The organism is Rhodococcus sp. BUPNP1 (assembly GCF_002215235.1).
Taxonomy (GTDB): Bacteria; Actinomycetota; Actinomycetes; order Mycobacteriales; family Mycobacteriaceae; genus Rhodococcus.
The window spans coordinates 170,922-185,985 of the sequence record NZ_NERM01000011.1; the positions used below are offsets into that span (position 1 = coordinate 170,922).

Genomic DNA, 15,064 nt, shown 5'->3' on the forward strand with positions numbered 1-15,064 from the left:
ATACGACACCCGACGGGACCGGAAGGTCACTACCGAGGACCGACACCGTCGGTGCATACGGATCATCGCCACTGGAGGCGATGGAAGTCGCCGGCCGAACCGGCACAAACACCGACAGCCAACGAGGCCCAGTGTAGTGGGTACCCCGTCGGCTGCCGGAAAAGATCAGCGAATGCAGATCAGGTCGTGTCCTGTCCGCGTCAGCGACGCAGACCCAGACGCTGGATGAGCGAGCGGTAACGCTCGACGTCGACCTTCTCGACGTACTTCAGCAGGCGGCGACGACGACCGACCAGCAGCAGCAGGCCGCGGCGGGAGTGGTGGTCGTGCTTGTGCTGCTTGAGGTGCTCGGTGAGGTCCACGATGCGCTTGGTGAGCAGGGCCACCTGCGCCTCGGGGGAACCGGTGTCGGTCTCGTGGAGGCCGTACTCGCCGAGGATCTGCTTCTTCTGTTCGGTGGTCAGAGCCACTGGGTCACTCCTGTACAACTGACGTCCGCGTGACGGTAGACGGACCGGAGTCCGCCCGGTACGGCCACCGCGAACCGCAGCACGCACCGACGGTCCAGCCTATCAGAGACGGGGTCCACCACCGAACCACGATCGGTTCAGCGGCGGCCTGCACCCGCTCGGCCCACCGCGGCCGACACCTCGGCGAACCCTTGGTCGAGCAACTCGACGTACCGGTCGATGTCGCGATCGGGACGGCTGTCGTCCCGATCGGGGGCCAGGACGGTGACCGCGAAGGCATCCCCGGCTCGCGCGAAGGTGTGCATGAAGTCGACACGCGGCACGAGGGCCTGCACGCCGGCGACGAACTTCAGGTGTCCCCACGGCACCGACCACCGCACGTCCGCGCCGCAGTTGACGCTGCTGAGCGCCGTCGCGACGCCGGGGACCGCTCCGGACGCGAGCGCGTGTGCCAGCGCGCGGGAGACACGCCGGAACACCGGATAGGGCGCGGCACCGGTGCGGTGCATCGCATCGATGCTCTCCGCCGAGTCGACGCGGGCCCGTTCGCGCGCAAGGGAGTCGGCGATCGTCGCGGCGCGCTGCGCGGGTTCGGGGATCTCGACGTGCAAGGGCACCAGACCACCGGCGACGCGGTTGACCCCGAGCCCGGTCGCCGACTCGCCGAGCGCCACGGGCACGGCCGCGTACTCCGAGGGCAGATCCTCCCCGCGCTCGCGGTAGTAGCGCTCCATCGCGAGCGACACCGCCGTCAGACCGAGGGCGGTCACCGTCCACGATCGTCCGGCCAGCGCCGACAGGTCGGGCCGCAGGATGCGGATGACCCGGCGGTTCGTCTGCGCGACGGGCGTCCCGTCCGGCGTGGGATCGGCGCCGACCGTTCCGGGCAGCGGATCCCGACGGCGACGACGCGCCTCCAGATGTGCCCGCACGAGGCCGCCGAGCGCGACGACCGGCCAGATCGCGAGGCGGGCGATGCCGTGCGTCGTGGCCGCGACGGGATGAGTGGTGTCGGCGGGCGGTGCGAGGCCGTCGACCTCCAGCGGCCGGCCCTCCTCGCCGAACAGGGCTTCGAGGAGCCCGCGGGCGGAGGAACCGACGAGCATCGCGTGGCTCGCCTGGATCGCCGCGACGGTGACGGTCGCGCCGGGCTCGTCCGGATCGGGGACGCCCGGGAAGACGTGCACCTGCCACGGGCACCGAGCGGCGTCGACACCGTCGGCGGACAGTCGCGCCACCGAACCGAGCCAGTCCTCGAAGGTGGAGCTGCGCGCGTCGTGGACGGTGACCACGTCGTCGACGGCGAGATCGGCCTTCACCCAGTAGGGATAGTCCAGCGAGCCCGGGGCGTCGGCGATCCGACGTGCCAGCGCGCCGACCAGGTGCATCCGGGAGGCGAAGAACGACAGAACCGCCTCGCGGTCCGGAGTGTGTCCCCGGTCCTCGGAGAACACGGCGAACGACCACCAATCGGTGGGCCGTCCCGGGATCGACTGAAAGTAGTTACCCGCATCGACCCACGAAAGGCGCGCGGACCTCCACTCTCGAAAAAGCATGTAGCCGATTGTGACGGCGGACAAGACCTTTTTCGTACCGAACTCGCAGTTTCGTTCGTTCGGACGACACCGGCCACCCGAACGACACCGGCGTCACTCGGGAGTCTTCGTGAGGACCTCTCGCGCTCGTTCGGCGTCGCGGTGCATTGCGGAGATGAGCGCCTCGACCGAATCGAACTTCTCCATGCCCCGCAGCCGCTCGACGAAGTCGACCGCCACGTGCTGGCCGTACAGATCGGCCTTCTCGTCGAGGACGAACGCCTCGACCGTGCGCTTGCGTCCGGAGAAGGTCGGATTGGTACCCACCGACACGGCTGCGAGGTAACGCTGACCGGCCGTGAGTCCCTCGACGGGCGAACCGGAGTCGAGCACCGTGAACCAGGCCGCGTACACGCCGTCGGCGGGGATCGCCGCGTAGATCGGCGGTGCGACGTTGGCGGTCGGGAATCCGAGTCCGCGACCGCGGCCGTCGCCGTGCACGACCACACCCTCGACCCGGTGCGGGCGCCCGAGTGCGTCCGCGGCCGCGACGACGTCCCCGGCGTCGACGCACGAACGGATGTACGTCGACGAGAACGTCACGGCGTGCTCGGCGACCAGCGTGAGTCCCTGCACCGCGAACCCGAAGCGTTCACCGATCGAGCGGAGCATGTCGACGGTGCCGGCAGCCTTCTTGCCGAAGGTGAAGTTCTCCCCCACGACCACCTCGGCCACGTGCAGTCGCTCGACGAGGATCTCGTGGGCGTACCGCTCCGGTGAGAGCTTCATGAACTCCGGGGTGAACGGCATGACGCAGAAGACGTCGATGCCGAGTTCCTCGGCGAGTTCGGCGCGCCGCGCGAGGGTGGTCAGCTGCGCCGGGTGGCTGCCGGGGCGTACCACTTCCATGGGGTGGGGATCGAAGGTCATGAGCACGGCGGCCACACCGCGTGCCCGCGCGGCCTCGACGGCACGCGCTATGAGTTGCTGATGGCCGCGGTGTACACCGTCGAACACGCCGATCGTGAGTACACACCGACCCCAGTCCGCAGGAATTTCGTCCAGACCTCGCCATCTCTGCACATCGGCAGCCTACGGCCCGTGAGCGGGTGGGGCACGCCCGGCTGGCTCCCGGCGTGCCCCACATGACGTTGACGGCCCTGCGAATGCATAATTTCGGTGTGCCGAACTTTTTGTCGAGAGCCCGCAGAACACGGTCCGTATCCTCCCGCGCCGGTCGCATGATCGCCGCCTTCGCGGCCACGGCCTGCGCTGCCGCCCTCACGGCGTGTTCCACCACCGGTTCCGCCGACGACCGGCCCCTGGTCCTGACCACCTTCACCGTCCTCGCCGACATGGCACGCAACGTCGGCGGCGAACACGTGCGGGTCGAGTCCATCACCAAACCCGGCGCCGAGGTCCACGGCTACGAGCCCACCCCGGGCGACCTGCGGTTCGCGACCGAGGCCGATCTCGTCCTCGACAACGGACTCGGTCTCGAGCGGTGGTTCGAGCAGTTCGTCGCCGACGTCGACGCCGAGCACGTGGTCGTGAGCGAGGGCGTGGACCCCCTGCCGATCGGCGAGGGCGCGACGACGGGCCCGTACAACCCCCACGCCTGGATGTCCCCGCTCGCCGCCCGCGTCTACGTCGACAACATCGCCGCGGCACTGGCCGACCTCGCCCCCGAATACGCGGACGACTTCGCGGCCCGCGCCGAGGCGTACAAGGCCGAACTCGACGGTCTCCACACCGAACTCGTCACCGCCCTCGACGGCGTGCCCGCCGACCGGCGCGCACTCGTCACCTGTGAGGGCGCGTTCAGCTATCTCGCGCGGGACGCCGGGCTGCAGGAGGCCTATCTGTGGCCGGTGAACTCCGACCAGCAGGGCACCCCCCAGCAGATCGCCCGCACCGTCGACTTCGTGCGCACCAACGAGGTGCCGGCGGTGTTCTGCGAATCGACCGTCTCGGACAAGGCGCAACGGCAGGTCGCCGCCGACACCGGAACGGAGTTCGGCGGAATCCTCTACGTCGACTCGCTCTCCGAGGCGGACGGCCCCGTCCCCACCTACCTCGATCTGCTCCGACACGACATCGACGTCATCACGACGGGACTGAGGCCATGACTTCGACACTCGACACACCGGCACTGTTCGTCGACGACGTGACGGTGCGTTACGACACCGTCCTGGCCCTGCAGAACGTCACCCTGAAGCTCGCACCGGGCCGCGTCTGCGGACTCGTGGGCACGAACGGCTCGGGCAAGTCGACGCTGTTCAAGACGATCATGGGTCTCGTGCGACCCACCTCGGGTCGCGTCACCATCGGCGGGACGACCACCGCCGTGGCGCGTCGCCGCACGCAGGTCGCCTACGTGCCGCAGTCCGAGGCCGTCGACTGGAACTTCCCGATCGGCGTACGCGACGTCGTCATGACGGGACGCTACGGCCACCAGGGCTTCCTGCGCCGTCCGCGCCCCGCCGACCACGAGGCCGTCGACGCCGCGCTCGAACGCGTGGGCATGACCGCGCTCTCCGGCCGGCAGATCGGGCAGCTCTCGGGCGGTCAGCGCAAGCGTGTCTTCGTGGCACGGGCGATCGCGCAGGGCTCGCCGCTGCTGCTGCTCGACGAGCCGTTCGCGGGGGTCGACACCACCACCGAGCAGGCGCTGACCGCCGTCATCCGCGAACTGGCGGCGAGCGGTCACGCGATCCTCGTCGCCACCCACGATCTCGCGGGTCTCGCGCAACTGTGCGACGAGGCGGTGCTGCTGCAGCGGCGCGTGCTCGTGCACGGCTCCCCCGAGGAGGTCCTGCTCCCGGAGAACCTCGCCCGCGCCTTCGGTGCTCCCCCACCGGCGAACGGTGGGCGGGCCGAGGATTTCGCACGGGAGACGTACGCACAGGAGGCCGGACGATGATCGACGTGCTGATCGAACCCCTGCAGTACGGCTTCATGCAGCGCGCGCTGCTCGTCGCGGTGGCCGCGACGATCGTGTGCGCGCTGCTCAGCTGCTGGCTCGTGCTCATCGGCTGGTCGCTGATGGGCGACGCGGTCTCGCATGCCGTGCTGCCCGGTGTCGTCCTCGCCTATCTGGTGGGGGTGCCCTTCGCGCTCGGAGCCCTCGTCTTCGCCGGTATCGCCGTCGCGTTGATCTGGCTCGTCCGCGGCACGAGCCGCGTCAAGGAGGACGCGACCATCGGCATCGTCTTCACGACACTGTTCGCCCTGGGCGTGGTTCTGATCTCGAAGAACCCGAGCCAGATCGACCTGCACCACGTGCTGTTCGGGAACCTGCTCGGTCTCGCCACGGGCGACGTCTGGCAGGTGTCGATCCTGGCGGCCGTCGTGCTGGCCGTCCTCGTCGCGAAGCGCCGCGATCTGACGCTGTTCGCCTTCGACCGCGTCCAGGCGCACACCCTCGGCCTGTCCCCCGCCGCGCTGTCGGCGCTGCTGCTGTCGCTGCTCGCGGTGACGATCGTCAGCGCGTTGCAGGCGGTCGGTGTGATCCTGGTCGTCGCGATGCTCATCATCCCGGGCGCGACGGCCTATCTGCTCACCGACCGGATGGCCCGGATGTTGGTGATCGCACCGGTACTCGCGGTGATCGCGTCGGTGGTCGGTGTGTACACGAGCTACTACACCGATGCTGCGACCGGCGGCGTGGTGGTGCTCGCCCAGGCCGTGGTCTTCACCCTCGCGTACCTGTTCGCGCCGCGGCAGGGTGTCGTCACCCGGCTCGTGACGCGTCGCCGCGCCCCGGAGGGCGAAAGGGTGAGCGAGCCGACGGAGAGCGTGATTCCCGGGTGACGGTTACCTAAGCTGGACGCGTGCCTGAGAGTAACGAGACCACCGCGACCGAGATGTTGTCCTCGGTCGCACAGGACTATCTCAAGATCATGTGGACGGTCCAGGAGTGGTCCGGGGAGAAGATCTCCACCAAGCTGCTCGCCGAGAAGCTGGGCGTGTCGGCGTCCACGGTGTCCGAAGCGGTGCGCCGCCTCGCCGACCAGGGACTCGTCGACCACGAACGCTACGGCGCGATCTCGCTCACCGACGAGGGCCGGCAGGCCGCGGTGGCGATGGTCCGCCGCCATCGCCTCATCGAGACCTTCCTGGTCCGCGAGCTCGACTACGGGTGGGACGAGGTGCACGATGAGGCCGAGATCCTCGAACACGCCGTCTCCGAACGGATGGTCGCGGCGATCGACGCCAAACTCGGTCATCCCGAACGCGACCCGCACGGCGACCCGATCCCGTCGCCCGACGGCACGATCCCGGCACCGCCCGCCCGCGCCCTGAGCGAGTTCAACGACGGCGACCACGGCCGGGTGGCCCGCATCTCCGACTCCGACCCCGCGATGCTGCGCTACTTCGACGAGGTCGGAATCGCCCTCGACACCGACATCACCGTGCTCGAACGCCGCGACTTCGCCGGGACCATCTCGGTCCGGCTGGGCCGGACCGAGGGCCGCACGATCGACCTCGGTCACCCGGCCGCCGAAGCGATCTGGCTGGTCTGAGCCGGCTCACATGTTGGAGGGCCGCACCACGAACACCGCCGCGGCCCGCTTGCCCTTCTCCTGCAGCAGCGCCGCGGCCCGGCCCTGCGCATCCACGGCGCCGTAGACGCCGTGGATCCCGACGGGCTCGAGCCAGCGGCCGTTCGCGAGCAGCCCCACCTCCTCGTCGCTGATGGTGCGGCACTCGAAGGCCGTGCGCACGGCCGCGTCGATGTCGAGGCTCGGCGTCGGGTCGTCGGCGAGCTGTTCGAGCGTGCGGGCGTGTTCGAGTCCGAACGGGCCGACCTTCGTGCGACGCAGCGCCGTGAGATGGCCGCCCACTCCGAGGGCCGCGCCGAGATCGCGTGCGAGCGCCCGGATGTAGGTGCCGGACGAGCAGTCCACGTCGACGTCGAGGTCCACGAATCCGCTCTCGGGCACATCGCGGCGGGCGAGGACGTCGAACCGCGAGACGGTGACGGGCCGGGCCTTCAGCTCGACCGCCTCCCCCTCGCGCATGCGGGCGTAGGCGCGCTTGCCGTCGATCTTGATGGCGCTGACGCTGGCGGGCACCTGCTGGATGTCGCCGGTCAGCGCGGCCACGCCCTCGCCGATCTGCTCGTCGGTCACGTGCGTCGCATCGGTGGTCGCGACGGTCTCACCTTCCGCATCGTCCGTGACGGTGCTCTGCCCGAGACGGATCGTCGCGGTGTACGACTTGGTCGTCAGCGCGAGCAGCCCGAGCAGCTTCGTGGCGCGCTCGATGCCGAGGACGAGCACGCCCGTCGCCATGGGGTCGAGGGTGCCCGCGTGCCCGACCTTGCGGGTGCCGAGCAGTCGGCGGCAGCGCGCCACCACGTCGTGGCTCGTCATGCCGGCGGGCTTGTCGACGACGAGCAGGCCTGCGCGGGCGAGGGCCGGATGTTCCTGCGAGGGGACGGTGTCGTTCATCAACGCACCGTGATCGCGGTGAGGACGAGACCGTCGGCGATGAGCCATCGTCCGTCGAAGCCCGTCAGCGGTTGCCCGTCGAGGGTGTCGCCGGGGACGAGCAGTCGCGAGTGGAAGGTGCCGGTGACCGCGTCCGCGGTGGTGTCGCGTTCGAAGGTGATGTGGGCGTCCTCGAAGCCCAGCCACCGCTTCGTCAGCGGGAACCACGCCTTGTAGGTGGCCTCCTTGGCGCAGAACAGCAGACGGTCCCAGTGCAGGTCGTCGCCGGCCGAGGCGAGCCACTCGCGTTCGGGTTCGAGGCTCACCGCGGGCAGCACCCCGTCGGGGAGCACGTCGTGCGGTTCGGCGTCGATGCCGAGCGAACGGATCTGCAGCGAATAGCCCAGTACGGCACCGCGATAACCGTCGCAGTGGGTGAGGCTGCCGACGACGCCGCGCGGCCAGATCGGATCGCCCTTCGCCCCGCGCAGTACCGGCGCCGGGTCGACGCCGAGGGTGCGCATGGCCTGTCGGGCGCAGTGACGGGCACCGGCGAACTCGCGGCGCCGTTTCTCCACGGCCCGCGCCACGAGCGGCTCCTCTTGGGGATGCGGCCGCAGTCCCGGTGGGTCCTTGAACAACTCGGCTGCAGCGACGCCGTCCGGCACGATGCGCCCGATCAGCGCGCCGCGCGTGTCCGTCTTCTGGCCGGTGTCCGGTTCGGTCACCGCAACTCCTTCTCTCGTTGAGCCCGCATCTTCTCGGCCTCCGCTTCCATCTCGGGGGTCACGGTGAAGTGACCGCCCCACTTGTTCAGGCTGCCCGGCGGATACTCCGGGACCGGCAGGATCTGGCGCAGGGGCTGCTCCGGCATGCCGCGTCGCTGCCATTCGCGCGGGTAGCCGACCGAGACCTCCTCGAAGCGCACCCCGTCGTAGTAGGTGGTCCGCGGGATGTGCAGGTGGCCGTAGACGCTGCACAGCGCCCGGTAGCGCAGGTGCCAGTCGGCCGTCTCGGTGGTACCGCACCACAGCGCGAACTCGGGGTAGAACAGCATCCGCGTGGGTTCGCGCACCAGCGGGAAGTGGTTGATCAGCACGGTGGGCAGGGCAGGGTCGAGCGCGTCGAGACGGGCGCGGGTCTGCTCCACACGCACCCGGCACCAGGTGTCGCGCGTGATGTACGGATCCGGCTTCAGCAGGAACTCGTCGGTCGCGACGACGTTGCGTTCGCGCGCGAGGGCGAGACCGTCCGCCTTCGTCGTGGTGCCCTCCGGCAGGAACGAGTAGTCGTAGAGCAGGAACATCGGCACGAGCACCACGGGCCCGTCCTCGCCCTCCCAGATCGGATAGGGATCCTCGGGGGTGAGCACGTCGAGTTCGCGGCACATCGTGACGAGGTAGTCGTAGCGCGCAACCCCGAACATCTGTACCGGATCCTTGGCGGTCGTCCACAGTTCGTGGTTGCCGGGCACCCAGATCACCTTCGCGAACCGGCTGCGGAGCAGCGACAGCGCCCACCGGATGTCGTCGGTCTTCTCCGACACGTCGCCCGCGACGATCAACCAGTCGTCGGGCGACTCGGGATACAGATCCTCGGTGACCGGCCGGTTGCCCCGATGGCCCACATGGATGTCGCTGATCGCCCACAGCTTCGCTGCCACGCACTAACCTCCCGACTCGTCCTGGACACGCACCTGCCGGTCCGCGCCCGTCACCGCCCATCGTCCCGAGAGCGTGCGCCATACGACGGCGATCATCCGGAACACGATGAACACCGTAAGCCCCGTCCAGATACCCGCGAGACCCCAGTCGTACGCGAGCGACAACCAGATCAACGGCAGGAAGCCGAACAACGCCGAGGCCAGCGTCGCGGTGCGCAGGAAGGCGGCGTCCCCGGCACCGAGGAGAACACCGTCGAGTGCGAACACGATTCCCGCGAGCGGCATGATCGCGACGAAGAACCACCACGCGACGCCGATCTGATCGAGCACCTCGGTGTCGGTGGTGAACAGACCCGGGATCACGTCCTTGCCGACCACGAAGACCACTGCGAGGACGACCGCGAAGACCGCCGACCAGGCCGACAACCGCCACGCCAGGCGCGTCGCGCCCCGCCGATCGGCCGCACCGAGTGCTGCTCCGACGAGGGCCTGCGCGGCGATCGCCAGCGAGTCCAGCGTCAGGGTCACGAAGTTCCACAGTTGCAGCACGACCTGATGACCGGCCACCGCGGCCGCACCGAAGCGCGACGCCACCGCCGCCGCGGACAGGAAGCAGGCCTGGAACGCGAGGCTGCGGGCGATCAGGTCGCGGCCGAGCCGCAACTGCGCGCCGATCACGGCGGGTCGCGGTCGCAGCGGAACCCCGGACCGCAACAGCGCCACGACGAACAGGACGGCCGTCACGGACTGCCCGATCACGTTGGCGACGGCGGAACCGACGAGCTCCCACCGGGGAGCACCCAGCAGACCGTGGACCAGCACCGGGCACAGCACCGCCGACAGGGCGAGACCGGTGATGACGAAACGCAGCGGCCGGATCGTGTCCTGCACGCCGCGCATCCAGCCGTTCCCTGCCAGGCCGACGAGGATCAGGGGTGCCCCGAACAGCGCGACACGCAGCCAGGAGACGGCGGCGTCGGCGATCTCGGCATCACCGGCGAGCAGCCGCGCGACGGGGCCGGCCAGCGCCTGCCCGACGATCAGGATGGCCAGTCCGACGATCATCGCGAGCCACGTCGCCTGCACGCCCTCACCGACCGCGTCGTCGTGCCGGTCCGCGCCGTGGAAACGCGCCGCGCGCGAGGTGGTGCCGTACGACAGGAAGGTGAGCTGGGTGCTCACCTGAGCGAGGATCAATCCGCCGATCGCGAGACCGGCCAGGGGCAGCGCCCCGAGCCGGCCGACGACGGCGATGTCGAACAGCAGGTAGAGCGGTTCGGCCGCGAGCACCCCGAGCGCGGGAAGGGCGAGTCCGAGAATGCGCCGTCCGGAGATATCCGAGGTGGGCGACTCGCCGGACGCCGTCAACCGAGCACGCCGCGCAGGGCGGCGACGATCCGATCGGTGTCGCCGTGGGCGGTGTACCCCGCCGCCAGGCGGTGTCCTCCGCCGCCGAGTGCGGTGGCGACGGCGGACACGTCTACCGAGCTCTTGGCGCGCAGCGAGACGGTCCACTCCTCGGGAGCGACCTCCTTGAACACCGCGGCGACCTCGGCCTCCGCGGTGGTGCGCACGATGTCGATGACGCTCTCGACCTCCTCCGGACCGAGATGTGCGGAGTCGGCGCGCCGGACGAAGGCGTAGACCAGTCCCCTGCCCTGCGCGGCGTCGCGTTCGAGCGTGGCAGTGGCAAGCACCGACGACAGCATCGGCAGCCACCCGAAGGGATGGGTGTCGAGCAGGGCACGCGTGATCGACGTGCCGTCGATCCCGGTGGCGAGCAGACGCTCGGCGAGTCCGTGGGCCTGCGGGCGACCCCACCGGAACGATCCGGTGTCGGTCACCAGTCCCGCGTACAGGCAGTGCGCGAGTGCGGCATCGATCTCGACACCCCACACGTCGAAGAGGTCGGCGAGCACCATCGCGGTGGCCTCGGACTCCGGGTCGATGAGGTTGTGGGTGCCGAACCGCGTGTTGGACAGGTGGTGATCGATCACCAGGACGTTCGGGGCGGTCTTCAAACGGTCGCGCAGGACACCGAGACGGCCCGCGGTACCGCAGTCGACGGTCACCACGAGATCGGCCTCGCGGCGCACCTCCGAGACCGGCGTGACCAGGTGTGCGCCCGGCAGCGACCGCATCGAGTCCGGCATGTCCGCGGGCGAACCGAACGCCACCTGCACGGCGACACCGCGCCGCTCGAGCGCGAGCCCGAGGGCCAGCCCGCTGCCGAGGGTGTCGGCGTCGGGATTGATGTGGCACAGCACCGTCACGGTGGCCGCCGCATCCAGCAGTGCGGCGGCACCCGGCAGGTCGACGGATCCTGCCGGGGCGGACGAGAGAGCGGCATCGTCCCGGTGCGACGGGATCACCGGAGGAGTCGGGTCGGACACCGGTGCGTTATTCGTCGTCGTCACCGGCGTCGCGTTCACGGGGTTCCTTGTAGGGATCGGCGTCGCCGGCCGGAACGGCACCCTCACGGGCGCGTGCGACCTCGTCGTCGGCCGCGCGAGCGCGTGCGAGGAGTTCCTCCATGTGCCGTGCCGTGTCGGGCACGGTGTCGGTGACGAACGTCAGCGTCGGGGTGAACCGCACACCGGTGCCGGCGCCGACCTTCGAGCGGAGCACGCCCTTGGCCTTCTCGAGGCCGGCAGCAGCTGCTTCGTGATCGGGTTCGGTGTTCAGATCCGCGCCGCGGACCGTGTAGTAGACGGTGGCGTCGTGCAGATCCGCGGTGACCTTCGCGTCGGTGATCGTCACGAACTCGAGCCGCGGATCCTTGATCTCGAGGTCGATGGCGGTGGCCACGATGGTGGCGATGCGCTTCGCGAGTCGGCGGGCCCGTGCTGGATCGGCCATGTCGTTCGTTCCCTTCTGTGGCCGCCGGCAGGCGGCCCGTCGTGCGGCCGGGATCAGTCCTCGGGCCCGTACAGCCTGCGTCTGACCGACAGCAGGTCGAGTTCGGGCCGCTGGGCGACCAGCCGCTCACACTTGTCCAGTATCTCTCCGACGTGCGCGAGGTCGGGGGCGACGACCGCCACACCCACCTGCGCCCGGCGGTACAGATCGTGTTCCCCGGTTTCGGCTGCGGACACCCCGAGCCGGCGCAGTTCCGCGATCACCGGACGGATCGCCGATCTCTTCTGTTTGAGCGAATGCACGTCGCCGAGCAACAGGTCGAGTTCGAGCGCTCCCAGATACATCCGCTTCTCCCCTCGAGGACCGTCCGGTCGGCCGTCCGGTCGGCTCTGCACCGGTCCGGTCGGGCGTCCCGACACACCCGTGGCGGCGAACGACGAATCGTTCACCGCCACGGGTGCGGGTGGATCAGTCGCGCGGCTTCTCGCGCAACTCGTACGCCTCGATCACGTCGCCGACCTTGATGTCGGAGTAGGTGATCGTCATACCGCACTCGAAGCCCTCGCGGACCTCGGTGACGTCGTCCTTCTCGCGGCGCAGCGACGAGATGGTGACCGTCTCGGCCACGACGTTGCTGTCGCGGATGAGGCGGGCCTTCGCGTTGCGCTTGACGATGCCGGACTGCACGAGGCAACCCGCGATGTTGCCGACCTTCGACGACTTGAAGATCGCACGGATCTCGGCGCGGCCGAGCTCGACCTCCTCGTAGATCGGCTTGAGCATGCCCTTGAGGGCCTTCTCCACCTCGTCGATCGCCTGGTAGATGACCGAGTAGTAGCGGATGTCGACGCCCTCGCGGTTCGCGAGCTCCGTGGCCTTGCCCTCGGCGCGGACGTTGAAGCCGATGATCACGGCGTTCGACGCGGCAGCGAGGTTGACGTTGGTCTCGGTGACGCCACCGACACCGCGGTCGATCACGCGCAGACGCACCTCGTCGTCGATCTCGATACCCATGAGCGCCTCTTCGAGGGCCTCGACGGTACCCGAGTTGTCGCCCTTGAGGATGAGGTTGAGTTCGTTGTGCTCCTTGAGAGCGGCGTCGAGGTCCTCGAGGCTGATGCGCTTGCGGCTGCGTGCTGCGAGCGCGTTGCGCTTGCGGGCATTACGCCGGTCGGCGATCTGACGCGCGATGCGGTCCTCTTCGACGACGACCAGGTTGTCGCCGGCGCCGGGCACCGACGTGAAGCCGACGACCTGGACCGGACGCGACGGCAGTGCCTCGAGCACGTCCTCACCGTGCTCGTCGACCATGCGCCGCACGCGGCCGTAGGCGTCGCCGGCGACGATCGAGTCGCCGACCCGCAGGGTGCCGCGCTGGATGAGCACCGTGGCCACCGGACCGCGACCGCGGTCGAGGTGCGCCTCGATGGCGACGCCCTGCGCCTCCATGTCCGGGTTGGCCCGCAGATCGAGCGCCGCGTCGGCGGTGAGCAGCACCGCTTCGAGCAGCTGCTCGATGTGCAGGTTCTGCTTCGCGGAGATGTCGACGAACATGGTGTCGCCGCCGTACTCCTCCGCGACCAGCCCGTACTCGGTGAGCTGCTGACGAATCTTCTGAGGGTTCGCACCCTCCTTGTCGATCTTGTTCACCGCGACCACGATCGGGACATCGGCGGCCTGCGCGTGGTTGATCGCCTCCACCGTCTGCGGCATGACGCCGTCGTCGGCGGCGACCACGAGGATCGCGATGTCCGTCGACTTCGCACCGCGGGCACGCATGGCGGTGAACGCCTCGTGACCCGGGGTGTCGATGAAGGTGATCAGACGATCTTCACCGTTGAGGTGCGTCATCACCTGGTAGGCACCGATGTGCTGGGTGATGCCACCGGCCTCGCCCTCGCCGACGTTCGCCTTGCGGATCGTGTCGAGCAGGCGGGTCTTGCCGTGGTCGACGTGACCCATGACGGTGACCACCGGCGGACGCTGGCGGAGGTCTTCCTCGCCACCCTCGTCCTCGCCGTACTGGATGTCGAACGACTCGAGCAGCTCGCGGTCCTCGTCCTCGGGCGAGACGACCTGCACGACGTAGTTCATCTCCGAGCCGAGCAGCTCGAGGATGTCGTCGTTCACCGACTGAGTGGCCGTGACCATCTCACCGAGGTTGAACAGCGCCTGCACCAGGGCCGACGGGTTCGCGTCGATCTTCTCGGCGAAGTCGGACAGCGATGCGCCGCGAGCGAGACGGATGGTCTCGCCGTTGCCACGCGGCAACCGCACGCCGCCGACCGACGGCGCCTGCATCGAATCGTATTCCTGCCGCTTCTGCCGCTTCGACTTGCGACCACGACGCGGAGCGCCACCGGGACGACCGAACGCGCCGGCTGCACCGCCGCGACCGCGTCCACCGCCGCCGCCACCGGGGCGACCGCGGAAACCACCGGGAGCGCCTGCACCTGCGGGTGCGCCGCCACCGCCGCCACCGCGGTAGCCGCCGCCACCGCCGGGACGTCCACCGGGAGCTCCGCCCGGACGACCCGGACGACCGGACGCGGCTGGACGTGCAGCACGCTGCGGCATCGCACCCGGATTGGGACGCGGGGGCATCGAACCCGGGGACGGACGGGGTCCGCCCTGACCGGGCGCCGGGCGGGGACCGCCCTGGCCGGGAGTCGGACGCGGACCGGCCTGGCCGGGTCCGGGACGCGGGCCACCGGGGCCTGCTGCGGGACGTCCCTGTCCGGGCGTGGGGCGGGGTCCGCCCTGTCCGGGAGTCGGACGCGGTCCGCCCGGGCCGGGGCGCGGAGCACCCGGACGCGGAGCGGGACGCTCGGCCGGAGCCGAGGAGTACGGGTTGTTACCGACGCGCGGGGTCTTCGGACCCGGACGCGGACCGGCCGGCTTGGGGCCGGGCTTGGCCGCGGGGGCCTGCGGCGTGGCGCCGGGAGCCTGAGCAGCCGGGGACTGCGGTGCAGCCTGGGCAGCAGGTGCCTGCGGCGTGGGAGCCGCGGGCTTCTCCGGTGCCGGAGCCGGCTTGGGAGCGGCCGGCTTCGGTGCGCCCGGCTTCGGAGGTGCGGTCTCGGCCGCGGGGGCCGGGCGCACCGA

15 protein-coding genes are annotated in these 15,064 nt (G+C 70.0%); 4 read left to right on the plus strand and 11 right to left on the minus strand.

The window, feature by feature from the left end; translation table 11 throughout:
* Window positions 1–200: 200 nt before the first annotated feature.
* From rpsO to B9C99_RS13710, 3 genes are all read right to left on the minus strand, one after another.
* On the minus strand, window positions 201–470 hold the full coding sequence (gene rpsO / locus B9C99_RS13700) for a 30S ribosomal protein S15 (protein WP_006551263.1): 270 nt from the start codon (window positions 468–470) through the stop codon (window positions 201–203).
* Between the two features lie 137 nt (window positions 471–607).
* On the minus strand, window positions 608–2,026 hold the full coding sequence (locus B9C99_RS13705) for a wax ester/triacylglycerol synthase domain-containing protein (RefSeq protein ID WP_143543560.1): 1,419 nt from the start codon (window positions 2,024–2,026) through the stop codon (window positions 608–610).
* A 93-nt stretch (window positions 2,027–2,119) separates the two neighbouring features.
* Window positions 2,120–3,088 (minus strand): bifunctional riboflavin kinase/FAD synthetase, encoded by a 969-nt coding sequence (locus tag B9C99_RS13710; RefSeq protein ID WP_026061430.1) that lies wholly within the window; start codon window positions 3,086–3,088, stop codon window positions 2,120–2,122.
* Window positions 3,089–3,246: 158 nt separating this feature from the next.
* Between B9C99_RS13710 and B9C99_RS13715 the strand changes: the two genes are divergently transcribed.
* Genes B9C99_RS13715 through B9C99_RS13730 form a run of 4 tightly spaced genes read left to right on the plus strand, consistent with a single transcriptional unit; the run spans window position 3,247 to window position 6,531 of the window.
* On the plus strand, window positions 3,247–4,134 hold the full coding sequence (locus B9C99_RS13715; RefSeq protein WP_016693571.1) for a metal ABC transporter substrate-binding protein: 888 nt from the start codon (window positions 3,247–3,249) through the stop codon (window positions 4,132–4,134).
* Complete coding sequence (locus B9C99_RS13720) at window positions 4,131–4,928, plus strand: metal ABC transporter ATP-binding protein (RefSeq protein WP_088898237.1); 798 nt, start codon at window positions 4,131–4,133, stop codon at window positions 4,926–4,928. The genes B9C99_RS13715 and B9C99_RS13720 overlap by 4 nt, the downstream gene beginning before the upstream one ends.
* On the plus strand, window positions 4,925–5,818 hold the full coding sequence (locus tag B9C99_RS13725; RefSeq protein WP_088898238.1) for a metal ABC transporter permease: 894 nt from the start codon (window positions 4,925–4,927) through the stop codon (window positions 5,816–5,818). Before B9C99_RS13720 ends, B9C99_RS13725 begins: the two co-directional genes overlap by 4 nt.
* 20 nt (window positions 5,819–5,838) lie before the next feature.
* On the plus strand, window positions 5,839–6,531 hold the full coding sequence (locus tag B9C99_RS13730) for a metal-dependent transcriptional regulator (protein WP_016693574.1): 693 nt from the start codon (window positions 5,839–5,841) through the stop codon (window positions 6,529–6,531).
* 6 nt (window positions 6,532–6,537) lie between these two features.
* Here the strand turns inward: B9C99_RS13730 and truB are convergent, their stop codons facing one another.
* The 8 genes from truB to infB form a co-directional block, all read right to left on the minus strand.
* Entirely contained in the window at window positions 6,538–7,461 is a 924-nt protein-coding gene (truB, locus tag B9C99_RS13735) for a tRNA pseudouridine(55) synthase TruB (protein ID WP_088898239.1), read from the minus strand.
* On the minus strand, window positions 7,461–8,123 hold the full coding sequence (gene npt, locus B9C99_RS13740) for a 4'-phosphopantetheinyl transferase Npt (protein WP_172414955.1): 663 nt from the start codon (window positions 8,121–8,123) through the stop codon (window positions 7,461–7,463). Before npt ends, truB begins: the two co-directional genes overlap by 1 nt.
* A 41-nt stretch (window positions 8,124–8,164) precedes the next feature.
* On the minus strand, window positions 8,165–9,103 hold the full coding sequence (locus B9C99_RS13745; protein ID WP_088898241.1) for a metallophosphoesterase: 939 nt from the start codon (window positions 9,101–9,103) through the stop codon (window positions 8,165–8,167).
* A gap of 3 nt (window positions 9,104–9,106) precedes the next feature.
* The gene (locus tag B9C99_RS13750) at window positions 9,107–10,471 is read right to left on the minus strand and encodes an MATE family efflux transporter (protein WP_088898242.1); all 1,365 of its coding nucleotides are present in this window, start codon (window positions 10,469–10,471) and stop codon (window positions 9,107–9,109) included.
* The gene (locus B9C99_RS13755) at window positions 10,468–11,475 is read right to left on the minus strand and encodes a bifunctional oligoribonuclease/PAP phosphatase NrnA (RefSeq protein ID WP_088898243.1); all 1,008 of its coding nucleotides are present in this window, start codon (window positions 11,473–11,475) and stop codon (window positions 10,468–10,470) included. Before B9C99_RS13755 ends, B9C99_RS13750 begins: the two co-directional genes overlap by 4 nt.
* 28 nt (window positions 11,476–11,503) lie before the next feature.
* Window positions 11,504–11,962 (minus strand): 30S ribosome-binding factor RbfA, encoded by a 459-nt coding sequence (gene rbfA, locus B9C99_RS13760; RefSeq protein WP_016693580.1) that lies wholly within the window; start codon window positions 11,960–11,962, stop codon window positions 11,504–11,506.
* 53 nt (window positions 11,963–12,015) lie between these two features.
* Window positions 12,016–12,306 (minus strand): DUF503 domain-containing protein, encoded by a 291-nt coding sequence (locus tag B9C99_RS13765; protein ID WP_088898254.1) that lies wholly within the window; start codon window positions 12,304–12,306, stop codon window positions 12,016–12,018.
* Window positions 12,307–12,430: 124 nt separating this feature from the next.
* Window positions 12,431–15,064: translation initiation factor IF-2 (gene infB / locus B9C99_RS13770; RefSeq protein ID WP_088898255.1), on the minus strand; the 2,634-nt coding region annotated here is incomplete at its 5' end.

Bases quoted from the DNA above. Each gene is read 5' to 3' on its own strand.
- rbfA (WP_016693580.1), bottom strand. From the start codon at position 11,962: ATGGCCGATCCAGCACGGGCCCGCCGACTCGCGAAGCGCATCGCCACC.
- B9C99_RS13720 (WP_088898237.1), top strand. From the start codon at position 4,131: ATGACTTCGACACTCGACACACCGGCACTGTTCGTCGACGACGTGACG.
- B9C99_RS13725 (WP_088898238.1), top strand. From the start codon at position 4,925: ATGATCGACGTGCTGATCGAACCCCTGCAGTACGGCTTCATGCAGCGC.
- truB (WP_088898239.1), bottom strand. From the start codon at position 7,461: ATGAACGACACCGTCCCCTCGCAGGAACATCCGGCCCTCGCCCGCGCA.
- B9C99_RS13765 (WP_088898254.1), bottom strand. From the start codon at position 12,306: ATGTATCTGGGAGCGCTCGAACTCGACCTGTTGCTCGGCGACGTGCAT.
- B9C99_RS13705 (WP_143543560.1), bottom strand. From the start codon at position 2,026: ATGCTTTTTCGAGAGTGGAGGTCCGCGCGCCTTTCGTGGGTCGATGCG.
- B9C99_RS13715 (WP_016693571.1), top strand. From the start codon at position 3,247: ATGATCGCCGCCTTCGCGGCCACGGCCTGCGCTGCCGCCCTCACGGCG.